21 protein-coding genes are annotated in these 24855 nt (G+C 69.3%); 12 read left to right on the top strand and 9 right to left on the bottom strand.

Going from position 1 to position 24855, the window contains the following annotated elements:
• Positions 1–102 precede the first annotated feature (102 nt).
• Positions 103–1314 (bottom strand): 2-oxoglutarate dehydrogenase complex dihydrolipoyllysine-residue succinyltransferase, encoded by a 1212-nt coding sequence (gene odhB, locus OV287_RS44470; RefSeq protein ID WP_267540126.1) that lies wholly within the window; start codon positions 1312–1314, stop codon positions 103–105.
• The gene (locus OV287_RS44465) at positions 1304–4189 is read right to left on the bottom strand and encodes a 2-oxoglutarate dehydrogenase E1 component (RefSeq protein WP_267540125.1); all 2886 of its coding nucleotides are present in this window, start codon (positions 4187–4189) and stop codon (positions 1304–1306) included. The genes odhB and OV287_RS44465 overlap by 11 nt, the downstream gene beginning before the upstream one ends.
• Positions 4190–4441: 252 nt before the next feature.
• On the opposite strand from OV287_RS44465, the gene fabI reads away from it, so the two are divergent.
• From fabI to OV287_RS44425, 8 genes are all read left to right on the top strand, one after another.
• Entirely contained in the window at positions 4442–5275 is an 834-nt protein-coding gene (gene fabI, locus OV287_RS44460) for an enoyl-ACP reductase FabI (RefSeq protein ID WP_267540124.1), read from the top strand.
• 146 nt (positions 5276–5421) lie between these two features.
• The gene (locus OV287_RS44455; RefSeq protein WP_267540123.1) at positions 5422–5799 is read left to right on the top strand and encodes a response regulator; all 378 of its coding nucleotides are present in this window, start codon (positions 5422–5424) and stop codon (positions 5797–5799) included.
• 10 nt (positions 5800–5809) lie between these two features.
• Positions 5810–6676, top strand: coding sequence for a response regulator (locus tag OV287_RS44450; RefSeq protein ID WP_267540122.1), 867 nt, complete (start codon positions 5810–5812; stop codon positions 6674–6676).
• Positions 6673–7884, top strand: coding sequence for a CheR family methyltransferase (locus OV287_RS44445; RefSeq protein ID WP_267540121.1), 1212 nt, complete (start codon positions 6673–6675; stop codon positions 7882–7884). Before OV287_RS44450 ends, OV287_RS44445 begins: the two co-directional genes overlap by 4 nt.
• Entirely contained in the window at positions 7881–8435 is a 555-nt protein-coding gene (locus tag OV287_RS44440) for a chemotaxis protein CheW (RefSeq protein WP_267540120.1), read from the top strand. Before OV287_RS44445 ends, OV287_RS44440 begins: the two co-directional genes overlap by 4 nt.
• Positions 8425–10599, top strand: a complete 2175-nt coding sequence (locus OV287_RS44435) for a hybrid sensor histidine kinase/response regulator (RefSeq protein ID WP_267540119.1) — start codon at positions 8425–8427, stop codon at positions 10597–10599. The genes OV287_RS44440 and OV287_RS44435 overlap by 11 nt, the downstream gene beginning before the upstream one ends.
• The gene (locus OV287_RS44430; protein ID WP_267540118.1) at positions 10596–11669 is read left to right on the top strand and encodes a chemotaxis protein CheB; all 1074 of its coding nucleotides are present in this window, start codon (positions 10596–10598) and stop codon (positions 11667–11669) included. The genes OV287_RS44435 and OV287_RS44430 overlap by 4 nt, the downstream gene beginning before the upstream one ends.
• Before the next feature lie 106 nt (positions 11670–11775).
• Positions 11776–13326, top strand: coding sequence for a methyl-accepting chemotaxis protein (locus OV287_RS44425; protein ID WP_420932659.1), 1551 nt, complete (start codon positions 11776–11778; stop codon positions 13324–13326).
• A gap of 168 nt (positions 13327–13494) precedes the next feature.
• Here the strand turns inward: OV287_RS44425 and clpA are convergent, their stop codons facing one another.
• The 5 genes from clpA to OV287_RS44400 all read right to left on the bottom strand — a co-directional run bounded on the left by clpA (position 13495) and on the right by OV287_RS44400 (position 18462).
• Positions 13495–15804: an ATP-dependent Clp protease ATP-binding subunit ClpA gene (gene clpA, locus OV287_RS44420; protein ID WP_267540116.1), complete on the bottom strand. Its 2310-nt coding sequence runs from the start codon at positions 15802–15804 to the stop codon at positions 13495–13497.
• 4 nt (positions 15805–15808) lie between these two features.
• Positions 15809–16135, bottom strand: a complete 327-nt coding sequence (locus OV287_RS44415; RefSeq protein ID WP_267540115.1) for an ATP-dependent Clp protease adaptor ClpS — start codon at positions 16133–16135, stop codon at positions 15809–15811.
• Between the two features lie 9 nt (positions 16136–16144).
• Positions 16145–17323: a GNAT family N-acetyltransferase gene (locus tag OV287_RS44410; RefSeq protein WP_267540114.1), complete on the bottom strand. Its 1179-nt coding sequence runs from the start codon at positions 17321–17323 to the stop codon at positions 16145–16147.
• 118 nt (positions 17324–17441) lie between these two features.
• Entirely contained in the window at positions 17442–17882 is a 441-nt protein-coding gene (locus OV287_RS44405; protein ID WP_267540113.1) for a hypothetical protein, read from the bottom strand.
• A gap of 10 nt (positions 17883–17892) precedes the next feature.
• Positions 17893–18462 carry a DUF2378 family protein gene (locus OV287_RS44400; protein WP_267540112.1) on the bottom strand — a complete coding sequence of 190 codons (570 nt, stop codon included), beginning with the start codon at positions 18460–18462 and terminating at the stop codon, positions 17893–17895.
• 185 nt (positions 18463–18647) lie between these two features.
• Between OV287_RS44400 and OV287_RS44395 the strand changes: the two genes are divergently transcribed.
• From OV287_RS44395 to OV287_RS44385, 3 genes are all read left to right on the top strand, one after another.
• Positions 18648–19208 (top strand): NifU family protein, encoded by a 561-nt coding sequence (locus OV287_RS44395; RefSeq protein WP_267540111.1) that lies wholly within the window; start codon positions 18648–18650, stop codon positions 19206–19208.
• A gap of 143 nt (positions 19209–19351) precedes the next feature.
• The gene (locus OV287_RS44390; protein ID WP_373371874.1) at positions 19352–20065 is read left to right on the top strand and encodes a class I SAM-dependent methyltransferase; all 714 of its coding nucleotides are present in this window, start codon (positions 19352–19354) and stop codon (positions 20063–20065) included.
• Positions 20066–20187: 122 nt separating this feature from the next.
• Positions 20188–21069, top strand: a complete 882-nt coding sequence (locus tag OV287_RS44385) for a hypothetical protein (protein ID WP_267540110.1) — start codon at positions 20188–20190, stop codon at positions 21067–21069.
• Positions 21070–21122: 53 nt separating this feature from the next.
• On the opposite strand, the gene OV287_RS44380 is transcribed toward OV287_RS44385, so the two are convergent.
• On the bottom strand, positions 21123–22007 hold the full coding sequence (locus OV287_RS44380) for a ferredoxin reductase domain-containing protein (RefSeq protein ID WP_267540109.1): 885 nt from the start codon (positions 22005–22007) through the stop codon (positions 21123–21125).
• A 71-nt stretch (positions 22008–22078) separates the two neighbouring features.
• Between OV287_RS44380 and OV287_RS44375 the strand changes: the two genes are divergently transcribed.
• Complete coding sequence (locus OV287_RS44375) at positions 22079–23215, top strand: THUMP domain-containing class I SAM-dependent RNA methyltransferase (RefSeq protein WP_267540108.1); 1137 nt, start codon at positions 22079–22081, stop codon at positions 23213–23215.
• Here the strand turns inward: OV287_RS44375 and OV287_RS44370 are convergent.
• Positions 23212–24819, bottom strand: a complete 1608-nt coding sequence (locus OV287_RS44370) for a sensor histidine kinase (protein ID WP_267542548.1) — start codon at positions 24817–24819, stop codon at positions 23212–23214. The genes OV287_RS44375 and OV287_RS44370 overlap by 4 nt on opposite strands.
• Positions 24820–24855 lie beyond the last annotated feature (36 nt).

Here is a 24855-nt window from a genome sequence, read left to right as displayed (position 1 = left end):
CGTCCCCCGTCCGTCGGGTGACAAGTGAAGTTGTAGGCGGGCAGCCGAGCGCCTGTCTAGTCGGCTGCCCTGTTTTCCTGCTTGGTGCCGTTTAGCGGGTTTTCAAATTTCCAGCAGGAGCCGAGTGGGATCCTCGATGCAGTCCTTGATGCGGACGAGGAACTGCACGGCCTCGCGGCCGTCGATGAGGCGGTGGTCGTAGGAGAGGGCCAGGTACATGATGGGCCGGATGACGACCTGGCCGTTGCGGGCCACGGGGCGATCCACGATGTTGTGCATCCCCAGGATGCCCGTCTGAGGCGGGTTGATGATGGGGGTGGAGAGCATCGAGCCGAAGATGCCGCCGTTGGTGATGGTGAAGGTGCCGCCCTGCAGCTCGGCGAGCGTGAGCTTGTCGTTGCGCGCGCGGGTGCCGTAGTCGCCGACCTTCTTCTCCAGCTCGGCCATGGACTGGGTGTCGGCGTCGCGCACCACGGGGACGACGAGGCCGCGGCTGCCGCTCACCGCCACGCCGATGTCGTAGTAGTGCTTGAAGACGACGTCGTCGCCGTCGATCTCCGCGTTCACCTGGGGGAAGGCCTTGAGGGCCTCGACGGCGGCGCGGATGAAGAAGCTCATGAAGCCGAGCTTCACGCCATGACGGGCCAGGAACTTCTCCTGGTGCTGCTTGCGCAGGTCCATCACCGCGCCCATGTCCACCTCGTTGAAGGTGGTGAGGATGGCGGCGGTGGACTGGGCCTGGACGAGGCGCTCGGCGACGCGGCGGCGCAGCGGCGTCATCTTCACGCGCTCCTCGCGGTCGGCGCGCGGGCGCGGGCCGGAGGGGGCGGCCGGAGCACGCTGGGCAGGGGCCTCGGCCGGGCGGTTGAGCTGACCGAGCGCGTCCTCCTTGGTGATGCGGCCGCCGGTGCCGCTGCCCTTGAGCTGGGCGACGTCGAGCTTGTTCTCCTCGACGATCTTCCGGGCGGTGGGCGTCATGCGGACGTCGGAGCCGGCGGAAGCAGCGGCGGCTGCGGGAGCCGGAGCGGCTGCGGGAGCGGCGGCCGGGGCCTGGGGAGCGGTGGCGGTGGCGCCAGCGCCGGCCTCGATGGTGCCCAGCACGTCACCCACGCGCACCTTGTCGCCCTCGTTGAAGGCGATGGTGGCGATGGAGCCGGCGGCGGGGGAGGGCACGTCGATGGTGACCTTGTCGGTCTCCAGGACGACGAGGGGCTCGTCGGCGGACACCGCCTCGCCCTTCTTCTTGTTCCACTTCCCGACGACGGCTTCAGTGATGGACTCGCCCAGGGGCGGGACTTTCAGTTCAACGGCCATTCTTGGTTCCTCGGAGGATGGCTTCCTCGACGATGAGCTGCTGCTCCAGGTTGTGCGTCTGCGGGAAGCCCGTGGCGGGGCTGGCGGCTTCCGCGCGTCCGATGTAGCCCACCTTCAGCGGGTTCTGGCCTCGCGCGTTGGCCAGGTCATGCAGGCGGGGCAACATGAAGTACCAGCCGCCCGAGTTCCGGGGCTCTTCTTGCACCCAGAAGAGCTCGGTGAGCTTCGGCATCTTCGCGACGAGGCCTGCCAGCTCGTCGAAGGGGAAGGGGTAGAGCTGCTCCACGCGCACGATGGCGATGGAGTTGTCCTTGCGCTCGTCCCGGGCCTTGACCAGGTCGTAGTAGACCTTGCCAGAGCACAGGAGCAGCCGCGTCACCTCGGCCGGAGCCACCTTGTCCAGGATGACCTCCTGGAAGGTGCCGGTGGCCAGCTCGTCCAGCTTGCTCGTCGCCTCGGGGCGGCGCAGCAGGCTCTTGGGCGACATGATGACCAGCGGCTTGCGCAGCGGGCGCAGCACCTGGCGACGCAGCAGGTGGAAGATCTGCGCGGGCGTGGTGGGGTAGGCCACCTGGATGTTGTCCTCGGCGCTCAGGCTCAGGAAGCGCTCCAGACGGGCGCTGGAGTGCTCGGGGCCCTGACCCTCGTAGCCGTGGGGCAGCAGCAGGGTGAGGCCGCTCAGGCGCCGCCACTTGCTCTCACCGGCCGCGATGAACTGGTCGATGATGATTTGAGCGCCGTTGGCGAAGTCACCGAACTGGGCCTCCCAGATGGTGAGGCCGTCCGGCACGTCGAGGCTGTAGCCGTACTCGAAGCCCAGCACGCCCATCTCCGAGAGGGGGCTGTTGAAGACGTCGAAGCGGGCCTTGCCGGTGGGGAACTGCCGCAGCGGGACGAACTTCTCGGCCGTCTTCACGTCGTGCAGCACGGCGTGGCGGTGGCTGAAGGTGCCGCGCTCGCTGTCCTGGCCGCTCACGCGGATGCTGTAGCCCTCGGAGAGCAGGGTGGCGTAGGCGAGCGACTCACCCTCGCTCCACTGCAGCTCCTCCGTCTGGAGCATGCCCTGGCGCTTCTTGAGCACCGTGCGCTCCACGTCGCGGTGGACGTTGAAGCCCTCAGGCACCTCGGACAGCTTCTTCAGGGCCGAGCGCAGCGTCTCCTTGTCCACCGCCGTGGTGGCCTGGGGGGCGCTCTTGTGCAGTCCGCCCTTGTAGGGCTGCCACAGGCCCTCCAGCGCGTTGGGCTCCTTGAACTGGCTCTCCGCGCGGGCGCGGGTGAGCGCCGCGTCGAACTCCTGCATGCAGCGCTGCTTGATGGCCTCGGACTCCTCCGCGGGGATGCGGCTCTGCTGCGCGAGCTGCTGCGCGTAGAGCGTGCGCACCGTGGGGTGCTTGCGGATGATCTCGTACATCGCCGGCTGGGTGAACGAGGGGTCATCACCCTCGTTGTGGCCGTAGCGGCGGTAGCAGACGAGGTCGACGACGACGTCGCTCTTGAAGGTCTGGCGGTACTCGGCCACCAGGCGCGCCACGTGGGTGCACGCCTCGGGGTCATCCCCGTTCACGTGGAAGACGGGCACATCCAGCATCTGCGCCAGGGCCGTGGAGTAGATGGAGCTGCGCGAGTCGGACGGATCGGTGGTGAAGCCCACCTGGTTGTTGATGACGACGTGCAGGGTGCCGCCCGTCTTGTAGCCCTCGAGCCCCGCCAGGTTGAGCGTCTCGGCCACCACGCCCTGGCCGATGAAGGCCGCATCGCCGTGGATGAGCAGCGGCATCACCCGGGTGCGCTCGCCGTCCCCGCTGCGATCCTGCTTGGCGCGCACGCGCCCCTCCACCACCGGATCCACCGCCTCCAGGTGGCTGGGGTTGAAGGCCAGCGACAGGTGGATGCCCTTGCCGCCGCGCGTGGTGTGGTCCGAGCTGAAGCCCATGTGGTACTTCACGTCGCCGCGGCCCATGTGCTGCTTGGGATCCTGCGGGCCCTCGAACTCGCTGAAGATCTGATCCGGCTTCTTGCCCAGGGTGTTCGTCAGCACGTTGAGGCGGCCGCGGTGGGCCATGCCGATGACGACTTCCTTGAGCCCCAGGTCGCCGCCCACCTCGAGCACGGCATCCAGCATGGGCACCAGCGCCTCACCACCGTCGAGCGCGAAGCGCTTGGCGCCGATGAACTTGGTGTGCAGGAAGTTCTCGAAGCCCTCGGCGTAGGAGAGCTTGGTGAGGATGTGGCGCTGCTCGTCCACCGAGAAGGCCGTGCGGTTCTCGGTGAACTCCATGCGCTTCATCAGCCAGCGCCGCCGCTCGCTGTCGAGCATCTGCATGAACTCGACGCCGATGGAGCCGGTATACGTGCGGTGCAGCCGGCCGAGCAGCTCCTTGAGCTTCACCCGGGCCTCGGGGAAGACGTTGGAGCTCTCCACCATCTGCTCCAGCTCGGTGGGGGAGAAGTACTTCTCGTCCACCATGCCCACGTCGGCCGTGTGGTCCAGGCTCGGGCGGGACCGGCCGAGCGGATCCAGGTTGGCGCGCAGGTGGCCGCGCAGGCGGAAGGCCGAGATGGCCTGGTCCACCCGGGCCTGCAGCTTCATGTCCTGCTCGAAGGCGACCGTGGGGGCCGTCTGGGGGGCCAGCGCCACCGCGGCGGCCGCCTTGCTGCCCTTGCCCTCACCTTTGCCTTCTTTGCCCGGGACTACTGGGGCGGGCGGTTCGATCAGGGTCTTGTTGAAGATGGGACGGCCGGCGCCGTCGTTGCGCGCGAACAACTCGCGCCAGCTCGGGTCCACGCTGGACGGATCCTCGAGGTAGCGCGCGTAGAGCCCCTCGATGAAGTCGATGTTTCCGCCGGAGAGGTACGAGTCCTGGAAATTCGCCATGGCGTGCTGTCTTTTACTGGAAGGCCGCCCCGTTGGGGGGTTTTCGGCACGATTTGTTGATCAGCCAGGCCCCATCTCCCAGTCCTTCCGGGCTGGGGGAGCAGCAGGATTCATGCGCCACGTGAGCGCAACTTCATCCGCTGTCTCCTGCCGGGCGGGGCGCGGGGCCCGGGCTTCTTCCTGGCTTACCCGGGCCCCCGGGAGTGATAAACCCCCCCGCACTTCCTTCTCATTAGCCAGAAAGGCCTGTGCATGCTGCTGCAGGGCAAGAAGCTCCTCATCACTGGAGTGCTCACCCCCCAGTCGCTCGCCTACGGCGTGGCTGAGCACGCGATCGAGCAGGGGGCGGAGATCGTCCTCACCGGTTTCGGTCGGGCGCGCTCGCTCACGGAGCGCAGCGCGAAGCGCCTCAAGGCGGGTACGGAGGTGCTGGAGCTGGACGTGACCAACCCCGCCCACTTCCCCGCCCTCACCGAGGCGCTGCGCCAGCGCTGGGGCCGGGTGGACGGGGTGCTGCACTCCATCGCCTATGCCCCCGAGGACGCGCTGGGTGGCAACTTCCTCAACACCCCCTGGGAGAGTGTCCAGACGGCGTTCCGCGTCTCCACCTTCTCCCTCAAGGAGCTGTCCGTGGCGGCGATGCCGCTGATGACGCAGGGCGGCTCCATCGTCACCCTGGACTTCGACAACCGGGTGGCCTGGCCCATCTACGACTGGATGGGAGTCTGCAAGGCGGCCCTGGAGGCCACCGTGCGCTACCTCGCCCGGGACCTGGGCCCCAAGGGCATCCGGGTAAACGCCCTGGCTGCTGGCCCGCTGGCCACCATAGCCGCCAAGGGCATCCCTGGTTTCAAGTCCCTGGAAAAGGGCTGGGGCACCCAGGCCCCCCTGGGGTGGGATGCCCGCACCAGCCATGACATGGTGGCTCGCACCGCGTGTGCGCTCCTCTCAGACTGGCTGCCTTCCACTACGGGCGAAATGGTACACGTGGACGGCGGCTACCACGCCATTGGGGCGCCCCCGGTGACCCCTGAGCAGGACGAGCAGGGAGGCGGCGAGAGCGGCTCTCCCCCCTCGGCAGGCTGAGTGCTGTACGGCGGGACGGGCTCGCCCGTCCCCTCTGAAGTCCCAGATTCGATCGCCCCCGCTTTTGCTGGATGGCGAGGTCACGCTACAGTCTCACCGTTTCCTTCAGCCGGTTCCCATTCCTGGGCGCCGGCAGGAGCCTGGGTTTGAGCGCCAACATCCTACTCGTGGATGACAGCCCGACCGTACGCAACATCCTCAAGATCTATCTCATGAACCTGAAGATGGGGTTCGTCGAGGCAGAGGATGCGACGCGGGCACTGCAGCTTCTCCGGCTGGTGCCGGTGAAGCTGGTCATCGCGGACATCAACATGCCTGGCATGGACGGCATCACCTTCGTCAAGCAGGTGCGCCAGAGCCCGTTGGCTCAGGTGCGCGACGTTCCGGTCATCCTGCTGACGGGTGAACGGGGCGGCGACCTGCGTCAGCGGGGCGTCGAGGCCGGAGCCAATGCCTTCATCAACAAGCCGGTCTCGCATCACGACCTGACAGAGACCGTGCGCAAATTTCTGTCGCAGAATTGAGAGCTGAGTCGTGAGCCTTCCGTCCCTGCTCCTCGTCGACGACAGTGATGCCATCCTCGCGCTCGAGCGTGCGATCCTCTCGGGCCATTACGCGCTGAATACAGCGAGCAATGGCAAGGAGGCGCTCGAGAAGGTGGCCCGCGTGCAGCCCGAGGCCATCCTGCTGGACCTCTCCATGCCGGAGATGGACGGCGACGAGGTGCTCAAGCGGCTCAAGGCGGACCCCACCACCTCGTTCATCCCCGTCATCATCATCTCCTCGGAGGTGGCGCGGGCGGAGGCGTGCCTGTCGCTGGGCGCGGAGCTCTTCCTGGCCAAGCCTTTCCGGGCCGATGAGCTGTTGAGCGCGGTGGAGAACGCCCTGGCCAACGCGAGGCGCCGGGCCCGGCAGGGCTCTCTGGCCCTGCTGCGGCTGACGGTGGGCGGGTTGGAGTTCGCCATCCCGCTGGACTGTGTGCGCCAGGTCATCCTCCAACCCGCCACGCGCGCGCTGCCGCTGGGGCCGGGCTACATCTCCGAGTTCTTCGAGCTGCGGGGCCAGCCGGTATGCGTGCTGGACCTGGCGAGACGGCTGGAGGTGGCGCACCGGGAGCAGGTGGAGGAGCGCAAGCTGGTCATCCTGGAGATCGACAGCGTGCTGCTGGCGCTGAGCGTGGATACGGTGCAGGACCCCGAGGAGTACCAGTCCTCGGACATTGATCGGCGCGACCGCGTGGGTGGTGCCGATCACGGTCAGCTGCGCGACACGCTGATGGGCATGCTGCGGACGAGTGATCGCCCGGTGCCCATCTTCGACCCGAAGGCTTTCGCCACGCAGGAGCTGTTGCGCGAGGCCGTGGGTGTGCTTCGGCCGGCGGGGGTGGAGCGCAGCGCATGAGTTCGGGGGTGGAGTCTCAGCAGGTGCTCGCGCGGGCGCGTGAGGTTGTCTCGTCGTGCACGGGTTTCCGTGACACGGCCATCTCACCCACGGCGGTGGATCGCGTCGTGCGCGCGGAGCTGGCACGCGGCCGTTCCGCCATGGAGCTGCTGGCGGAGCTGCAGCGTCCTGGCGCACCGCTGGCCCGGGCGCTGCTGGACGCCGTGCTGGTGGGGGAGACGTACTTCTTCCGCCACCCGGAGCAGTTCCGCTTCCTGGCCAACGAGGCGGTGCCCGCGGCGCTGGGCCGCGGCAACCTCACCCTGCGCGGCTGGAGCGCCGGGTGCGCCTCGGGCGAGGAGGCCTACTCCATCGCCGCGTGTCTGCAGAACATGGTGCCTCCGGGCGTGCGTGTGGAGGTGCTCGGCACGGACCTGCACGAGGGCCGCCTGGAGCTGGCGCGCCGGGGCGTGTACGGCAACTGGTCTCGACGCGAGGCTGGACCGCTGCTCCATCCCCTCTACCTGGAGGTCGCCGAGGGCCGGGTGAGCATCCTCGACTCCGTGCGCGCCGTCGTTCGCTTTGCCCAGGGCAACCTGCTGGAGCCGCTGGCCGAGGTCCACGGCAGCTTCGACGTCATCTTCTGCCGCAACGTGCTGACGTACTTCTCTCCGGACGCGGTGCAGGTGGCGTTGGGCCACTTGGCGCGAGCACTCGTTCCGGGTGGCTTCCTGCTGCTGGGCACCGTGGAGGTGGATCATCCGCCCGCGGGGCTGGTGCGGGTGGGGGCTCCGGAGCTGCAGGCCTTCCGCCGTCCGCTGCCTCGGGAGCTGACGCCCCCGCCGACGCCCAAGCCCGTCATCCGCGAGCCCGAGCCCTTCAGGGCCTCCCTTCGCGTCACCGCGCCGCCTCCTCCTCCCGCGCCCACCGCCGTGGGCCTGCACACCGAGGCGCTCCAGCGCATCGAGAGCGGCGACGAGACCGGTGCGGCCTCGCTTCTGGAGAAACTGTTGCAACAGTTCCGTGACTACCTTCCCGGCATGCTGGAGCTGGCCCTGCTGCGTGAGCGCGCCGGGGCTCGCGAGGCTGCCTTCGCCCTCATGCACACCGTGCGCGACAATGCCGCCCGGCTTCCGCCGGACTTGATCATCGAGGGGCCTGAGCCTCTTCCGGCCCGCTTCTACAGGGCGTCCGCCGACGCCTTCCTCACGCTGGGAGCCATCGAATGACATCCACTTCCCGAGGCCCCGAGGAGGTTCAGGATCAGGACGTCCGCACGCTGCTGGAGGAGCGTGCGACGCGCCTGCGTGGGCGAGCCGATGGCTCCGCCGACGAGACCCTGCTCATGGTGGCCGAGTTCCCCCTGGGCGAGGAGCGCTACGCCATTCCCCTGGAGTCGCTGCGCGCGGCGCTGCCGTTGCGCCTGGTGACTCCGGTGGCCCTGTCCCAGCCGCACGTCATCGGCGTGCTGCGCTACCAGGGCTCGGTGCTTGCCGCGCTCAGCCTCGCCGCGATGCTGGGCGGCCATGGCTGGCGGCAGGACCCCGCCGTGCTGCTCGTGGTGGAGCGCGGTGACGGCGAGCTGTGCGCCCTGGACTGCGAGGCCATTCCCCGCCCGCTCAGCCTGCCCACCGCGGCGGTCGAGGCGGCGCGGACGCACTCGGAGGGCCCAGTGACGGAGATCCTCTTGAGCGGTAGCCGTCAGCTCATTCATCTCATCGACCTGCCGCGCCTCTTCACGCGTGGCACCGGGACCACGGGGGCTCGCAATGCCGGTTGATCCCATGCTGCAGAGCCTGGTGGCCGGCTTCTCCACCGAGGCTCAGGAAGTCTGTCAGAAGGTCACCCTGGACCTGCTCGACCTGGAGCGGGAGGGCCTCGACAACGAGGCCCTGGCCAAGGTGTACACGCGCCTGGCTCGGCACCTGCACACCCTGAAGGGCAGTGCCGCCAGTCTCGGGTTGCAGGACCTGAGCTCCATCGCCCACAAGCTGGAGGATGCCCTCGCGCCGCTGCGCAAGGACATCAAGCCCATGCCGCGGTCGATGGTGGACATGCTGCTGCACGGGCTGGATCTGTTCCTGCTCCGTGCGCAGGCCCACGCCGAGGGTCGCGGAGAGGCGCTGCCGGATCCAACGGCCGCCCTGGCGCAGCTCGTGTCGGACGCGCCGCCTCCGGAAGAGGCCGCGGAGGGCAATCCGGACATGGAGGCCGCCCTGGCCGTCCATGCCGTGCCGGCCACCCCCGCTCCCATGCAGGCCGCTCCGTCGCAGGCTCCCGTGTCCGCGGCGGAGGACGACTCGGCGGTGGAGGCCAGCTGGCGCGTGGCCGCGCACCAGGTGACGGCGCTGATGCGCGAGGTGGAGCGCCTGCGCGAGTTCCGCATGCGCCTGGAAGACCGTCTGCGCGACATCTCCAAGGCGGTGGAGCTGCTGACGGCGCGCGAGCTGCTGGCGCCTACGGCCCGTGCCCGCGCGGTGCTGTCCTCCGTGACAGCCGGCGTGCGCTCGGACGGCCACGAGGCCTCGGACATCGTGGACAGCCTGGAGGAGGGCCTCAAGTCCATCACCACGCGCCCGGTGCGCACCATCCTCGAGCCGTTGCAGCGCATGGTGCGCGACCTGTCGCGCCAGCTGGGCAAGCAGGCCCGGCTCTCGGTGGTTGGCGCCGAGGTGTCGCTGGATCGCCGGCTGCTGGATAAGCTCAAGGGCGCCATGGTGCACCTGCTGCGCAACGCGGTGGACCACGGCATCGAGATGCCGGACGAGCGCGAGCGCGTCGGCAAGCACCACGAGGGCGCCCTCACCCTGCGCGTGGAGCAGCAGGGCAACATCCTCGTCCTGGAGCTGAGCGACGACGGGCGCGGCATCGACGTGCAGATGGTGCGCGCGTCGGCCGAGCGCAAGGGGCTCATTTCCGTGGACGAGGGCGCGCGGATGCACGAGGCGCAGCTCCGCGACCTCATCTTCCGCCCCGGTTTCAGCACCCGCTCGGACGTCACTGACACCTCGGGCCGCGGCGTGGGCCTGGACGCTGTGCGCTCCGCGGTGGAGGCCATGCAGGGCCGCATCGAGGTGGTGAGCACCAAGGGCTCGGGCACGCGTTTCATGCTCACCCTGCCCATGGAGCTGGGCAGCTCGCCGGTGCTCACGGTGCGGACCATCGACTCGCAGGTGGGCCTGCCCATGCTGGCCGTGGAGTCCACCCAGCTGGCCAGCCAGGAGAACCTGCGCATCGGCCGCCTGAAGACGCAGCTGGACTACAACGGCCAGCTGGTGCCGGTGATGGACCTGGGCGCGCGCCTGGGCCTGCGCGCCTCGGCGCCTCCGTCCGAGGGCCAGCCGCTCATCATCGTCCAGAGCGGCGGCAAGCGCATGGCGCTCGCGGTGGACGCGGTGGTGGGTGACCGCGACCTCGTCATCCGCCCGCTGCCCGCCGAGGTTCGCGACGTGCCCGCCTACCAGGGCGCGGCCATCCTCAGCCGCGGCGAGCTGTTGCTCATCCTACGTCCCGGCTGGGTGGTGACCGATTCCACCCCGCAGTCGGTGACCATGCCGCAGAGCCGCCGGGCCCTCGTGGTAGACGACTCGCTTACCGCGCGCGCCCTGCACCGGGCCATGCTGGAGGCCGGTGGTTTCACCGTGCACCTGGCGGCCAGTGGCGCTCGCGCCATGGAGCGGTTGCAGACGGAGACCTACGACGTGATCATTTGCGACCTCGAGATGGAGGAGATGAACGGCACCGAGCTCATCGCGAAGTTGCGCTCGCAGCCGGACACCCGGGAGGTTCCCGTCATCCTCGTCTCCGCCAACGACAGCGCGGGCGCTCGTTCGCGCGGTCTGTCCGCAGGGGCGGATGGTTACCTCAGCAAGCGTGAGTGCGCCGCGGGCCGCCTGTTGACCGAGGTGTTGGACGTGATGAGCCGGAGAGGGGCACGGGCATGAGTAGCGGGAAGGAGCCCATCCGCGTCCTGGTGGTGGACGACTCCCCCACGATGGCCGACGCCGTCAGCGCGCTGCTGACGGACGATCCGCGCATCGAGGTGGTGGGGCGGGCCAATACGGGAAGTCGGGCGGTGACGTTGGCGCGGCTGTTACGCCCGGATGTCATCACCATGGACTTGCTGATGCCGGACCTGGATGGACCGGCGGCCATTGCGGCCATCATGGCCGAGGCGCCGGCGCGCATCCTGGTGGTGAGCGCCGTGGCGGACCAGCGCAACCTGGACGTGTGCTTCCAGGCGATGAGCGCGGGTGCGCTGGAGCTCATCGGCAAGCCATCCGTCACCAGTGGTGAGGAGCTGCGCCGCTGGGGCCGGCAGCTGGCCGAGTCGGTGTGCCTGATGGCGGAAGTGCCGGTCATCTCCCGGCGCGTGCGCATGGCCTCCCCGCCGCCGCCCGTCACCGGGGCGCGCGTGGACATCTTCGGCCTGGCGGCCTCCACCGGCGGGCCTCCCGCGCTGTCGGAGGTGCTCTCGCGCCTCCCGGCGGACCTGCCTGTGCCCATCGTCATCGCCCAGCACATCACCGAGGGCTTCACCCCCGGCATGGTGCGTTGGCTCTCGCAGGTGACGTCCCTGAAGGTCGTCATCGGCCGTGAGGGCGAGCGGCTGGAGCCGGGTCGGGTGTACTTCCCGCTCGACGGGCACGACCTGACGGTGGAGGGCAACGGAGTGGTGCGGCTGACGCGTACGCGTGGCGGACCGTGCCCCTCTGGAGACCTGCTGTTGTCCTCGCTGGCGCGCACCTACGGCAGCCGCGCGGGTGGCGGCGTGCTCACCGGCATGGGTGAAGATGGGGCTCGTGGCCTGCTGGACATCAAGAAGGCCGGCGGCGTCACCTTCGCCCAGGACGAGGCCTCCTCCGTGGTGTTCGGCATGCCCCGGGTGGCCATCGAGCTGAAGGCGGCGGATAGGGGCATTCCTCTCTCCGCCATTCCCGACACTATCCGCATGAGCTGCCGCCGCGGCCCCATGCCCAACAGCCGCCCTCCAGGTCCGGAAGGTGTGGCTTGAGCCCCTTTTCGTGCCGGTCCGTCCGTCCGGCCCCGCCCTTCTCCCCTGAGGAGCTTCCGTGAGTACCCACGCTACCTCGAATCAATCGCTCGGCATCGGCCCCAAGATTGTTCTCATCACAGCGGGTGTCGGTATCGCCATCGCCATCCTGCTCACCGCCGTCGCCGCCGGGCGGTTGCGCGGCAACCTCGTGGACAGCACCGTCAGCGAGGGCAAGGCGATCGCCATCGGCTTCTCGGCCGCCGCCGAGCGGGCCTCCGCGGATGGCGCCACCTCGCTGCGGCCCCTGCTCGACACGTTCCGTGACGTCGAGGGCGTGGGCTACATCTACGTGGTGGACAGCGCCAACAACGTCCTGGCCTCCACCTTCTCCGAGGACGTCCCCCAGACGCTGCTCGGTGCCAACAGCCTGCAGCCCGAGGAGCTCTCCCATGGCCAGCGCGTGAAGGTGAAGGAGCTGGTGGAGGTGACCCTCGACGGCAAGCAGATGGCCGCCGCCGATGTGGCCGCCCCGCTGGCCGGTGGGATGCGCGGCGTGGTGCACGTGGGCATGAAGCACGAGAACGTCGGCAAGCAGGTGACTCGGCTGTGGGGCTCCATGCTGGGACTGGGCCTGCTCATCGTCCTGGGCGGCATCGTCGCGGTGTCCATGCTGAGCCGCTCCATCGTGGGCCCGCTGCGCGAGCTGGCGGATGTGGCCGCCCACATCGTCGAGTCCGGTGACCTCACCCGTCCCATTCATGTGTCCGCCTCGAGCGAGGTGGGCCTGCTCGCCCGCTCCTTCGCGCAGATGGTGGATCGCCTGCGCACGGTGACGCAGAACCTCCAGCAGGCCGCCGAGGCCCTCAACGCCTCCACCGAGCAGCTCAACAGCTCCGCTGCCGAGCAGTCGCAGACGGTTTCCCGTCAGGCCTCCGCTCTCCAGGAGACGCAGGTCACCGCCCAGGAGATTCGTCAGACGAGCCTCCTGGCCGCCCAGAAGGCCGACTCGGTGCTCTCCGTGGCCGAGCGCGCCGACGAGCTGAGCCGCGCGGGCGAGGCCGCCCTGGAGCAGACGCTCGTGGGCCTCAACGACATCCGCACCCAGGTGCAGGAGATCGCCCAGAAGATCCTCGAGCTGGGTGAGCGCACGGTGCAGATCGGCAGCATCACCCAGACGGTGAAGGACCTGGCCGACCAGTCCAACATGCTGGCCCTCAACGCCGCCATCGAGGCCGTGCGCTCGGGCGAGCACGGCAAGGGCTTCGGCGTGGTGGCCCGCGAAATCCGCGCCCTGGCCGACCAGTCCATCGAGTCCACGGACCGCGTGCGCGAGCTGCTGGACGATATCGGCAACTCGGTGGCCATGGCCGTGCGCATCACCGAGCGCGGCTCGCAGCGCATGGAGGCGGGCCTGGAGCAGGTGCGCACCTACGGCAAGAACCTGCGCGAGCTGTCCTCCATCATCCAGGACAACGCCGCCGCCGTGCGGCAGATCGCCGCCGCCGTGGGTCAGCAGAACGTGGGCATCAACCAGATCACCACCGCCGTGAGCGACCTGTCCAAGATGATGGACGAGACCGTGTCGCGTATCGGCGCCACTGGCGAGGCCGCCACCACGCTGCAGATCATCGCCGACCAGCTCAGCAGCGCGGTGAAGGCCTACCGGGTTCAGTAGTTCGTCGCCGGTAGGAAAGACGAAGGGCCAGGGGAGGGGAGACCCTCCGACCTGGCCCTTGTCATTTCCGGGGTCCTCCACACCCTCACCCCGACCCTCTCCCAGGGGGAGAGGGACTCACTCGGCTCCCTCTCCCTTTGGGAGAGGGCAGGGGTGAGGGTCTTTGTTCTACGCCGCGGGAGCGGGCTCCGCGGTGGGCAGGGCCTTGAGCTTCAGGCCCTCGCCCTCCACGTCGAAGCGCGCGATGCCTCCGCTCGCCAGCTCGCCGAAGAGCAGCGCCTCGGCCAGCGGCTTCTTGAGCGTGTTGTCCACCAGCCGCGCCATGGGCCGCGCACCGAAGGCCGGGTCGTACCCGTTCTCCGCCAGCCACGCCCGCGCCGCCGGCGTCAGCTCCAGCTTCACGTTCTTCTCCGTGAGCATCTTCTGGAGCAGGCCCACCTCCTTGTCCACCACCTTGAGGATGACCTCGGGCGGCAGTCCGGAGAAGAGCACCCACCCGTCCAGGCGGTTGCGGAACTCCGGCGTGAAGGTGTTCTCGATCGCCTTCTTCGCGCGCTGCGCGTCCGCCGGCGCCTGCTTGTCCCCGAAGCCGATGGACTTGGTGCTCATCTCCCTCGCTCCTGCGTTCGTCGTCAGGATGAGGATGATGTTGCGGAAGTCCGCCTTGCGGCCGTTGTTGTCCGTCAACGTCGCGTGGTCCATCACCTGGAGCAGGATGTTGAAGAGGTCCGGGTGGGCCTTCTCAATCTCGTCCAGCACCAGCACCGCGTAGGGGTGCTTGCGGATGGCGTCGGTGAGCAGGCCGCCCTGGTCGAAGCCCACGTAGCCCGGAGGCGCACCGATGAGCCGGCTCACCGTGTGCTTCTCCGAGTACTCACTCATGTCGAAGCGCAGGAACTCCACGCCCAGCACCGCGGCGAGCTGCTTGGCCAGCTCCGTCTTGCCCACGCCCGTGGGGCCCGAGAAGAGGAAGCTGCCAATCGGCTTCTCCGGCGCGCGCAGGCCGCTGCGCGCCAGCTTGATGGCGTCCACCACCGACTTGATGGCCGGCTCCTGCCCGAAGATGACCTTGTTGAGCTCCGGCTCCAGGTTCTTGAGCTGCACGCCCTCGCTGGCGGACACGCTCTTGGCCGGAATCCGCGCCATCTTCGAGATGACGGACTCCACGTCCGCCACCGTCACCTGCCCGGTGCGCTGGCCCTCGGGCTTGAGGCGCTCGGCCGCACCCGTCTCGTCCACCACGTCGATGGCCTTGTCCGGCAGGAAGCGGTCGTTGATGTGCTTGGCGCTCAGCTCCGCCGCCGCCCGCAGGGCCTCGGTGACGTACTTCACCCCGTGGTGGTCCTCGTAGCGGCTCTTGAGCCCCTCGAGGATGAGGATGGTGTCCTCCACGCTCGGCTCGCCCACCTCAATCTTCTGGAAGCGCCGCGACAGGGCCCGGTCCCGCTCGAAGGACGCCTTGAACTCCTGGTACGTCGTCGAGCCGATGCAGCGCAGCTTGCCGCTGGCCAGCGCGGGCTTGAGCAGGTTGGACGCATCCATGGAGCCGCCGCTGGTGGCCCCCGCACCGACGATGGTGTGGATTTCGTCGATGAAGAGGATGGCGTCCGGGTGCTCCTGCAGCGCCTTGAGCACGCCCTTGAGGCGCTCCTCGAACTGGCCGCGGAACTTGGTGCCCGCCAGCAGCGCGCCCATGTCCAGCGAGAAGATGACCGAGTTCTTCAGCACCTCGGGCACCTTGCCCTCGTGGATGTGCAGCGCGAGGCCCTCGGCGATGGCCGTCTTGCCCACGCCCGTCTCGCCCACGTAGAGCGGGTTGTTCTTGCGGCGCCGGCACAGCACCTGGATGGTGCGCTCCAGCTCCTTCTGGCGCCCGATGAGTGGGTCGATGCGACCCAGCTTCGCCTCTTCGTTGAGGTTGGTGGTGTAGGCCTCCAGGGGGCTCTTGCGCGGGCCTCCCTCACCCTCCTCGTCATCTCCGGCGGGCATGCCCCGGGGCGCGCCCTCGGATTCACCTTCGGAGGGCGGGGCGCCGTCCTTGGTGGTGCCGTGGGAGATGTAGTTGAGCAGATCCAACCGGCTGACCCCCTCCTGCTGCAGCAGGTAGAGGGCCTGGCTCTCCTCCTCGCGGAAGAGCGCGACGAGGATGTCCCCGCCGTCGATGAACTTCTGCTCGGCGGACAGGGCGTGCATGGCGGCGCGGTGCAGCACCCGCTCCACGCCGATGGTCTGCTGCGGTTCGGCCTCCACCCCCTCGGGTAGACGCTCGACAGTCTCCTCCAGGAAACCCTCGAGCCGCTCCTGGAGGCGCTTCACGTTGGCCCCACAGCCCTTGAGCACTTCGCGGGTGCGGGTGTCCTTGGTGAGCGCGAGCAACAGGTGCTCGAGCGTCAGGTACTCGTGACGCATCCGGTGCGCTTCCTCCAGCGCGTTGCGGAAGCTGTCCTGCAAAGCCTTGGCAATCAGCGGTCCTGCCACGGTCTCAACCTTCCTCTGGTTCCATCGAGAGGCGCAGCGGGAAGCCATTCTCCCGCGCCGCCGCCTCCACGGTCCGTACCTTCGTTTCGGCGACCTCGAACGTATAAACGCCAGCTACGCCGACTCCGTTGTAATGAACGTGCAGCATGATCTGCACGGCGTCCGCCTCGGATTTGTGGAAGACCTCCTTCAGGACGGCCACCACGAACTCCCGAGTGGTGTAGTTGTCGTTGTGCAGCAGTACCTTGTAGAGGGTGGGCCGCTTGAGCTTCTTCTGCGGCACCGTCTCCGTGACAACGTTGGAATCCGGGTCGTACTTCTCTCGGGACATGGTCTCCCTCTAACGAGTAGGGGGCACCAACGGCCCCCGCTTGAATCCTGTTTCGGCCCGCCACCGGGGCAGGCCAGCCAGCACGGCCGCCCGTTCGTGCTCCAGGTAGGAGCGTACCGCCCGGTCGACCCCTGGGTGGAAGAGCAAGTGAGCGCTCCGGGTGAGGCTCGGCTCGCACCCCCGGGTGAGCTTGTGCTCGCCCCCCGCCCCCGGCTCGAAGCGCTCCAGCCCTCGGGCGATGGCGTCGGCCATCGGGTGGTAGAGGCACACATTGAAGTGAAGGAAGGGGTTCTCCTCGAGGCTCCCCCAGTATCGGCCGTAGAGCACCCGGGGGCCCACCAGGTTGAAGGCGCCGGCCACCAGCTGGCCCTCCCGGCGGGCCTCCACCACCTCGCAGGCGTGAGAGAAGGTGGACAGCATCCGCGCGAAGAAGTCCGGGGTGAGAAAGCGCCGGCCCCAGGGGTACTTGTCCACCGTGGAGGCATACAGGCGGTAGAGGTCTTCCGGGTTCACTCCAGCCAGGGCATCGCCCCGGAGGGTGCGCAGGGTGAGGCCCTGGGCAGCTGGGGCCCGGAGCTCCCGGCGGAGCTGGTGTCGCCTCCGTGTGTGGAAGCGGGCGAGGAAGTCCTCGAAGGAGCCGTAGCCCGCGTTGCGCCACTGGTACTGGACGCCCAAGCGCACCGCATAGCCAGCGGACTCCAAGGAGGTGGCCTCGGCCTCGGTGGGGAAGAGGACGTGGACGCTGGAGAAGCCCTCGGCGCGGGCGTACTCCAGGGCTGCGCGGGCGAGCTCCGCTTCCCGGGCCGTCCGGTCCTCGCCGGAGGCCACCAGCAGCCGGCGGCTCGTGACGGGCGTGAAGGGAACGGCCAGCACCAGCTTGGGGTAGTAACGCACGCCCAGCCGCTCTGCAGCGGTGGCCCAGGCGCCGTCGGCGACGAACTCGCCGTGGCTGTCGTCCTTGAGGTACGCGGGGGCCGCCGCCACCAGCCGCGTGCCCCTCCAGAGGGTGAGGTGGCGCGGGTGCCAGCCCACATGGGGACCCACGCTGCTACTCTCCTCCAGCGCCGCGAGGAAGGCCCACTCCAGGAAGGGCCGGGCCGCATCGTCGAGCAACGCGTCCCAGGCTCCCCGGGGAACCTCGGTGATGGCGCGATGGATGCGCAGGGTGGGCGGCAGCGGGTCGGACATCGTCGGGCGGCCGCAGCCTATAACGGCCACGCGCCGGGCCCGCCAGCTCGCGCGAAGTTGTCCAACTGTTGGACAACTTCGCGCGGTGCGCGTCCAGAAGGTCGGTGGGAATGGCGGCCTAGCGGCCCCGGGTGAGCTCTGCGGCGAGGAACCGGCCCACTTCTGCGAGTCCTGCCTGGGCTCGCTGCCGGCCCTCGGGCGACTCCATCACCCTGCGCGCGGCCTCGCTGGCGGTGCCGGCCTCCAGGTCCGCGAGCACCAGGAAGGCACTCCACGCGGGCGTCAGCTCCGCCACCCGCCCGGGGCGAGTCGGCCGATCCTTCAGCGTGGTGGCCACCTTCTCCAGCAGGCCCTCGTCGTTGAGCCGCTTGGACTTGCCCCGCATGGCCAGCCACGCCTCTTCCAGCAGCGAGGGCAGCAGCCGGCCCTGAAGGGCGGAGGACAGCCGCTGGGCGGCCTCGTCTTCGTCGATGTTGTGGGCGCGTGCGTAGGTGGGAATCAGCTTCGCCACCACCACCGGGCGCGTGGCCAGGTGCGCCAGCCGAGGGGGAAAGGTCATGGCGCGCTCTCTACCATCGCACGAGGAGGCGGAAGCCCTGGACCAGGCGCTCCTCCACGCTGACGATGGGCTGTACGTGGGCCCGCTCCAGCGCCGCCTCCAGCGCGCCGGCGATGAACTCCGGGCGGTTGTGCATGTCGGGGATGGTGATGCGCCGGGCGCGCTCGCCCACCGACGCCAACTGCACCTCCAGGTCCGGCCGCCCCATCATCGCCAGGTAGCGCGGCAGCCGCTCCACCACACGCGCCGGGCCAATCATGGGGATGGCTACCACGGTCACCCGGCCTATCAGCGTGTCCGCGAACCCCTGGGTCAGCTTGCGGCCGAGGATGCGGTAGGCATCCGCGTCGCTCAGCTCCCCATAGGCCATGTCCCGGGCAATCGCCACGCACCGCTTCCACACCTGCACGGGGTAGTCGACCTCGGGGCACCGGCGGTCATACCCCTCGGCTTCCAGCGCCCGGCTCAGTTCGCTGTTCGGCTCCAGTCCCCGGACGAACAGGCCCTCGAACACGCTCGATGGGATGCGCGGCTGCGCTGCCACTCGGGGGGGGTGCACCAACAGACTCGAGCTCTCCATGGAACGTCTCCCCGGTGGAAAAGCCCACCGTGTTCTCAGCTTATCATGCCTGACCAGTGATTCACTGAAGTCCAGTAAAGTTCTGATTGTCAGATAAAGCAACCCGAGAGGGAGGTAACCCCTCAGCTCGCGGTTGCCACGGAAGGGCGGGCGGCTTAGAGGATGGGCACAGGAGAGATTTCCACATGTCGGTGAACATCCAGCTCGAGTGGACGCCCAACCCCAGCACCTTGAAGTACGTGGTGGACCGGCGGCTCGTGTCATCCGGGGCGGTGAACATCACGAGCAAGCAGGCGGCGGAGGAGAAGTCGCCGCTGGCGCTCAAGCTCATGGGCATCAAGGGCGTGACGGCGGTGATGGTGGGCAGCAACTTCGTCACCGTCACCAAGGGGGACGAGGGCGAGTGGGATGAGCTGAATGACGCGGTGATGGGCACGCTGGACGAGCACCTGACGGCGGGGCTGCCGGCGGTGAACGAGGATGCGCTGGCGGCGGCGCGCACGGCTGTGAGTGCAGGCGGTTCGGTGGAGGCGCGCATCCAGGACATCCTGGACGCGGAGATCCGGCCGGCGGTGGCGCAGGATGGCGGCGACATCACCCTGGACCGCTATGAGGAAGGCATCGTCTACCTGCACATGAAGGGCGCCTGCGCAGGCTGCCCCTCGTCCACGGCGACCTTGAAGATGGGAATCGAGACGCGCCTGCGTGAGCTCGTCCCCGAGGTCACCGAAGTGGTGTCCGTCTGAGGCGGCAAGTCAAAGGCAAGCAGGTCCGGCGGGAGCTTCTGCCGGATCAATCCAAGGAGCTCCTGCGTGAGCTGCACCTGCTCACGCGTGAGGGCAACCTCAACGCGGACGCGCTGCGCAAGCTCAAGCAGGTCAATCACCTGGTGGGCCTGCTGCGGCCTGCCATGGAGGAAGTGCAGTCGCGCCATGGTGCGCCCGTGGTGGTGGACGCGGGCAGCGGCAACGCGTACCTGGGCTTCATCCTCTACGAGCTGTTCCTCAAGGACGCCGAGGCGGGCACGCTGCTGAACGTCGAGGGGCGGCCGGAGCTGACGCAGCGGGCGAAGGAGCGGGCCGGGCGGCTGGGCTTCGGGCGGATGGAGTTCCAGACGGCGCACCTGGACGAGGCGCAGTGGCCCGAGCGCATCCACGTGCTCATGGCGCTGCACGCGTGCGACACGGCGACGGACGACGCGCTGGCGGTGGCCATCCAGAAGGGTGCGGACCACGTGGCGGTGGTGCCGTGCTGCCAGGCGGAGGTGGCCCAGCAGCTCAAGGAGAGCAAGCAGGCGGTGGACCCGACGCTGGCGCTGCTCTACCAGCACGCCTGGCACCGGCGGGAGTTCGGCAGCCACCTCACCAACGTCATCCGCGCGCTGACGCTGGAGGCTTTCGGCTACCAGGTGACGGTGACGGAGCTGACGGGCTGGGAGCACTCGCTGAAGAACGAGCTGATTCTCGGCCGGCGGGTGCACCGGGAGAACCGGCAGGCGCGCGCGAAGCTGGAGTCGCTGCTGGGCTCCTTCGGGGTGCGGCCCAAGCTGGCGCGGGTGCTGGGCGTGGAGCCCGCGCCGCGGACGCTTCCCACTCCTTCCTGAGCGCAACTGGCTCCGAGCCCGTTGCACGGGGCGCGTCCGCGCCTCGTCCTGACGCGTGACCCGGGGTGACGTTCGCGGTAGGGTTGGGCACTGGACCTCCGCCGTCAGTCTGGAGCCCTCTCATGGATTGGTTGTTGTCCACCTCGACGCGCCCGGACGTGTACCCGCGCGCTGTCCTGTCCGTGCTCGTGCTGGGCGCGCTGGTGTGTGCCGCCGCCGCGGTGCGGATGCTGTTGCACTGGAGTTGCTGGTCCCTCTCTTTCCGCCGGGCCTGCCACCAGCTACGCAAGGGGGGAGGATGGCTCCCGCGGGCGGAGGAGCACTTCCAGGCGGCGGCCCGCTGCTCGCGGGGACCCCGACGCACAGCGGCGTTGGCGGGCGTGGGGTTCTGCCGCATGAACCTGGGCGGGTACGCGGAGGCCGCGGCCGTGTTGGAGCCGCTCATGGAGCAGCAACTGCCGCGCTCGATGTGGATGGACGCGCTCATCCTGCCCGCCCACCTCTCGCTGTGCCTCGCCATGCTGGGGAAGACCTCACGCGCCAGACGCTGGCTCGGCGAGGCCCACGCCCGCTTTGGGGCGAAGGTCTCCTTCCTGGTGCTGCCCGAGGTGGCCATCCTCTGCCGTGAGGGGCATCTGGGCGCGGCCTTGAAGCTGATGGAGGCCAGTTGGCCGGTGGTGATGGCTGACAGGCTCGTGTGTACCCGGCTCCGGCTGTTCCGCGCCTATGCGCAATGGAAGGTGGACCCCGAGCGCGACCGCGAGTTCATCTACATGACCCTGTTGTCGCTCGCGCTGCTCCCGGAGCGGGAGTTGGCGTTCTGCCGGGAGCACTGGCCGGTGCTCGCGGACTTCATCCAGATGGGCCAGGAGCTCGTGGCCCGCCACGACCAGCAGCGGGCGCTCAGGCAGGCCGAGCTGGAGGCCCGGCACGCGGAGAGGGGAGCCCAGTCCAAGGCCGGGGTCACGCTGAAGCCGGAAGACGGCGAGGACACCGCCCACTGACTCCTCCGGCCTGGGCGGCTCCTTGAAGACGAAGCGCTTGCCGGCGGTGACAGCTACCCGTACGACTCCCGCTTGATGCGTTTGTCCTCGAGGCCGATCGTGTGGAGGTGGCCGAGCACCGTCTCCATGAAGCGCGGCGTGGCCGGGGTGCGCGTCTCCAGCGCCTTGCGCCGGTCCCATGGGGTGATGGCCGGGCCGCACACGTAGACGAGGCACGTGGCCCGGTCCGGGATGAGCTCCTCCAGCAGGGCCTCGGCGACCCGGCCCTTGCGCACGGCGGCTCCGAAGCGCGACTCGTCCGTCTCTCGGGTGAGGGTGTGCACCACGCGCAGCTTGTCTGGGTGCGAGCGCTCGAGCGCCTCGAAGGCCTCTCGATAGAGGATGTCGCCCCACGTCTTGTTGGAGCAGATGACGGTGTGGCGAGGCTTGAGTGCCCGGTGCAGGGCGTCCTTGATGATGGAGAAGTTGGGGACCGCGCCGGAGCCGGCGACGACGTGGACGAGGTGGTCCGTGCGCTCCTCGATGTCATCCGGCAGCACATAGGGCCCCATGAAGCCCAGCACCTTCATGCGCGAGCCGGTGAGGGGCGCGTGGACGAGGTAGGGGGAGAGCAGGGGCGGGTAGCGGGTGAAGCCGGGGATGTAGTCCTCGTCCTTCACGGTGATGGCCACCAGGGGCTCGTGCGGCGCGGAGGCGAGCGAGTACGAGCGCGCGGGCTCCTTGCGGGCCTTGTGCTCCTGGAGGTAGGCGGCGAAGCGGCCCAGCGCGGGGAACTGGTGCGGGTCCAGGTTGAGGAACTGGCCGGCCTTGTATTCGGGGCGCTCCTGGCCGAAGTCCAGGTAGAGGGTGGCGGTGTCGTGCGTCTCGAGGCGCACCTCGGTCACCGTCACCTCGTACTCCCGGGGGCGATTCCGGGCGGTTGTCACGGCTGCGCTCATGGCCTCCTCCCTACCAGCCCGGTGGACGTTCTTTCGAGGAAAGCGTTGCGGCTGGGCGTCAGCAGCGGACAATGCCCCCTCAGGTGACGAACGTCCAACAGAGGGAACACGTCTTCGTCTCGGCGCTGCCGGGACTGGAGCCCGCCGTGCAGGCCGAGGCCCTGGGCTTTTCTCCCCGCCCTGTCGACGGGGGGGTGGAGTTCATGGGGGCGCCGGGGCTGCACCAAGAGGCCAACCTACGCCTGCGCACGGCGAGCCGGGTGTGGCTGCGGCTGGGGCGCTTCTCCGCGACGGACGCCGGGGCGCTCGCCAAGGGCCTGGCGGGGCTGCCGCTGGAGCGGGTGTGGGACGGGCGGACGACGCCGAGGCTCTCGGTGGCCCTGCATCATGCGCGCTTCAAGGGGCCGGACGCGGTGCTGGCCGCTGCAGCGCGGGCGTGGGGGCTTCCCTCGGTGGAGCGCGCGGGGGTTCTGGATGAGGAGTCCTCCGAGGGCCTCACCCTGCTGGTCCGGGTGGAGGGCGACACGTGCACGGTGAGCGCGGACACCAGTGGTGAGCCACTACATCGGCGCGGGTACCGGCAGGAGGTGAGCCGAGCACCCCTGCGCGAGACGCTCGCCGCGGGCATCCTGGTGCTGGCTGGGTATGACGGGGTGGAGCCGCTGGTGGACCCGATGTGCGGCTCGGGTACCTTCCTCATCGAGGGTGCGTGGATGTCCCAGCGGCGGGCGCCGGGGCTCCAGCGTGCGTTCGCCTTCGAGCGCTTCCCCGGCTTCGATGCGGCGGACTGGGGTGCGCGCAAGGCGAGGGCGGAGGCAGAGGCGCTTCCGGCTCCGCGCTCGGCGTTGAGGGGCCATGACATCAACGCGGGCTCCTTGGGCACGGCGCGGCGCAATGCCCGGCGGGCTGGGGTGACGCTCACGCTGGAGCGCCAGGACGTGCGCACGCTGGCGGCGCCGGCGGGGCTGGGGCCTGGGTTGGTGGTGGCGAACCCGCCCTACGGCAAGCGGGTGGGGGAGGCGGAGGACCTGCCGGGGTTGTACCGGGCGATGGGAAACACCTTCCGGCGGGCCTTCAAGGGCTGGCGAGCCGCGGTGCTGCTGCCAGAGGACCCGGGCCTCATTCGCGCGCTGGGGCTGCCCGAGGGGCGCAACCTGCCGGTGCGCAACGGTGGCCTGCGCTGCCGCCTCTTGGTGAGCACGCTCTAGCGAGTGGGCGGAAGAGGCCGGGGCTCTACCTGGAGCGGTAGCCGCAGCTCGAAGCGCGCGCCGCCTCCGGGCCGCTGGCCCACCGACACCGTGCCTCCATGCGCAACCACCACCCGCCTCACCACGGCCAGGCCCAGGCCCGTGCCCGTGGTGCGCGTGGTGAAGAAGGGCTCGAAGATGCGCTGGGCATCTCCCGATGAGACGCCGGGGCCCTCATCCTCCACGGTGAGACAGAGGCCCTCGGGCACGCTCTCCACCGCCACGCGCACTTGCCCTCCAGGGGGCGAGGCCTGCACTGCGTTGCGCAACAGGTTCTCCAGCGCGAGCTGCAACAGCGTCTCGTCCGCGTGGAGCGTGGGCAGGCTGGGCGCCTCGTCCACTGTCACCCGCACGGTGCCGAGCTGGCGCCGCTCGTGGAAGAGCTCCAGCGTGCGTCGGGCCAGCTCACCCGGATGCAGCGGGCGCGGCCGGGGCTCCAGCGGACGCACCACGTCCAGCAGGTCGCGCACCATTGCGTCCAGCCGCGTGGCCTCCTCCTCCAGCATCTCCACCGCGCTGGTGCCAACGGGGCCCAGCTTGTCCCGCTTCAGCACCGCCACCGCGTTGAGGATGGAGCCCAGCGGGTTGCGCACCTCGTGGGCCACCACGCCCGCGGCCTCACCGAGCACCGTCAGCCGCTCCTGGGCCACCAGCTCCGACTGCAGCCGCGACAGCTCGGCCAGCCGGGAGGCGGCGAGCCGGTGGTGGCGCACGTTCTCCAGCGCTCCGCCCACCTGCCGCGCGAACAGCTCCAGCGTGGCCGCGCTCGTCGGCGTCAGCGTCTCGCCCTGGACGGACAGCACGCCATAGGGCGCTCCCTCCACGAAGATGGGCGCGTCCAGGCCCCGGACGATGGGGTAGGCGCGCCGCATCTGTGCCAGCAGCTCCGAGGGGTGGAAGTTCTCCAGCGACCGGAGCAGATCCTGATGGAAGGCCGCCTTGCGCTGGGTGAGCACCTCCTCGATGTGGGGCAGGCTGGAGCGCGGAAAGCGCACCTCGTGAATGGGTTTTCTGTAGAGCAGCTCTCCGGCGGCCACCTGGGCGGGGTCCTGCCGCATCGGCCCATGGACGACTGCCTCCCCCTCGAGCAGCAGGACCGTGACGAAGAAGCCCTGTTGGTGGATGGCCTCCACGGCCGTCTCCAGCACGCTCTGCTCGTCACGGCAGCGCACCAGCTCACCGGAAGCCTGCACGAGCGCCTCGGTGAGCCGCCGCATGCTGGCCTCGCCCTCGGCGTCGAGGAACATCAGCAGCGTGTCCTCGGGCCGCACTCCAGGGCCCCGGCGCATGTACCAGGTCCGTTCCTGGCCTCCTGCTCCGCGTACGCGCAGCCACACGGACTCGGGAGCGCCTTCCCCGCGCGTGTACTCCTCGTGCATCAGCGCCAGCCATGAGCGATCCGCGGGCGCGAAGCGGGCCATCAGCTCCGTGCTCGTGGTGGCACGCACCTCCTCGAGTCCGACACCCAGCAGCGTCAGCATCGCCGGATTGGCGTAGACCACCTTGTCCCCGCGGACCACCATGGCTGGAGCGGGGAGACCTTCGAGCGGTCGGTACTCCGCCATATCGGACACGGCTTCCTCCCGGATGCAATCACTCCC

The organism is Archangium lansingense (assembly GCF_026626635.1).
In the GTDB taxonomy this organism is placed as follows: domain Bacteria; phylum Myxococcota; class Myxococcia; order Myxococcales; family Myxococcaceae; genus Archangium; species Archangium lansingense.
The sequence above is the reverse complement of the archived record's forward strand: the minus strand, read 5'-3'. Positions and strand labels throughout refer to the sequence as shown.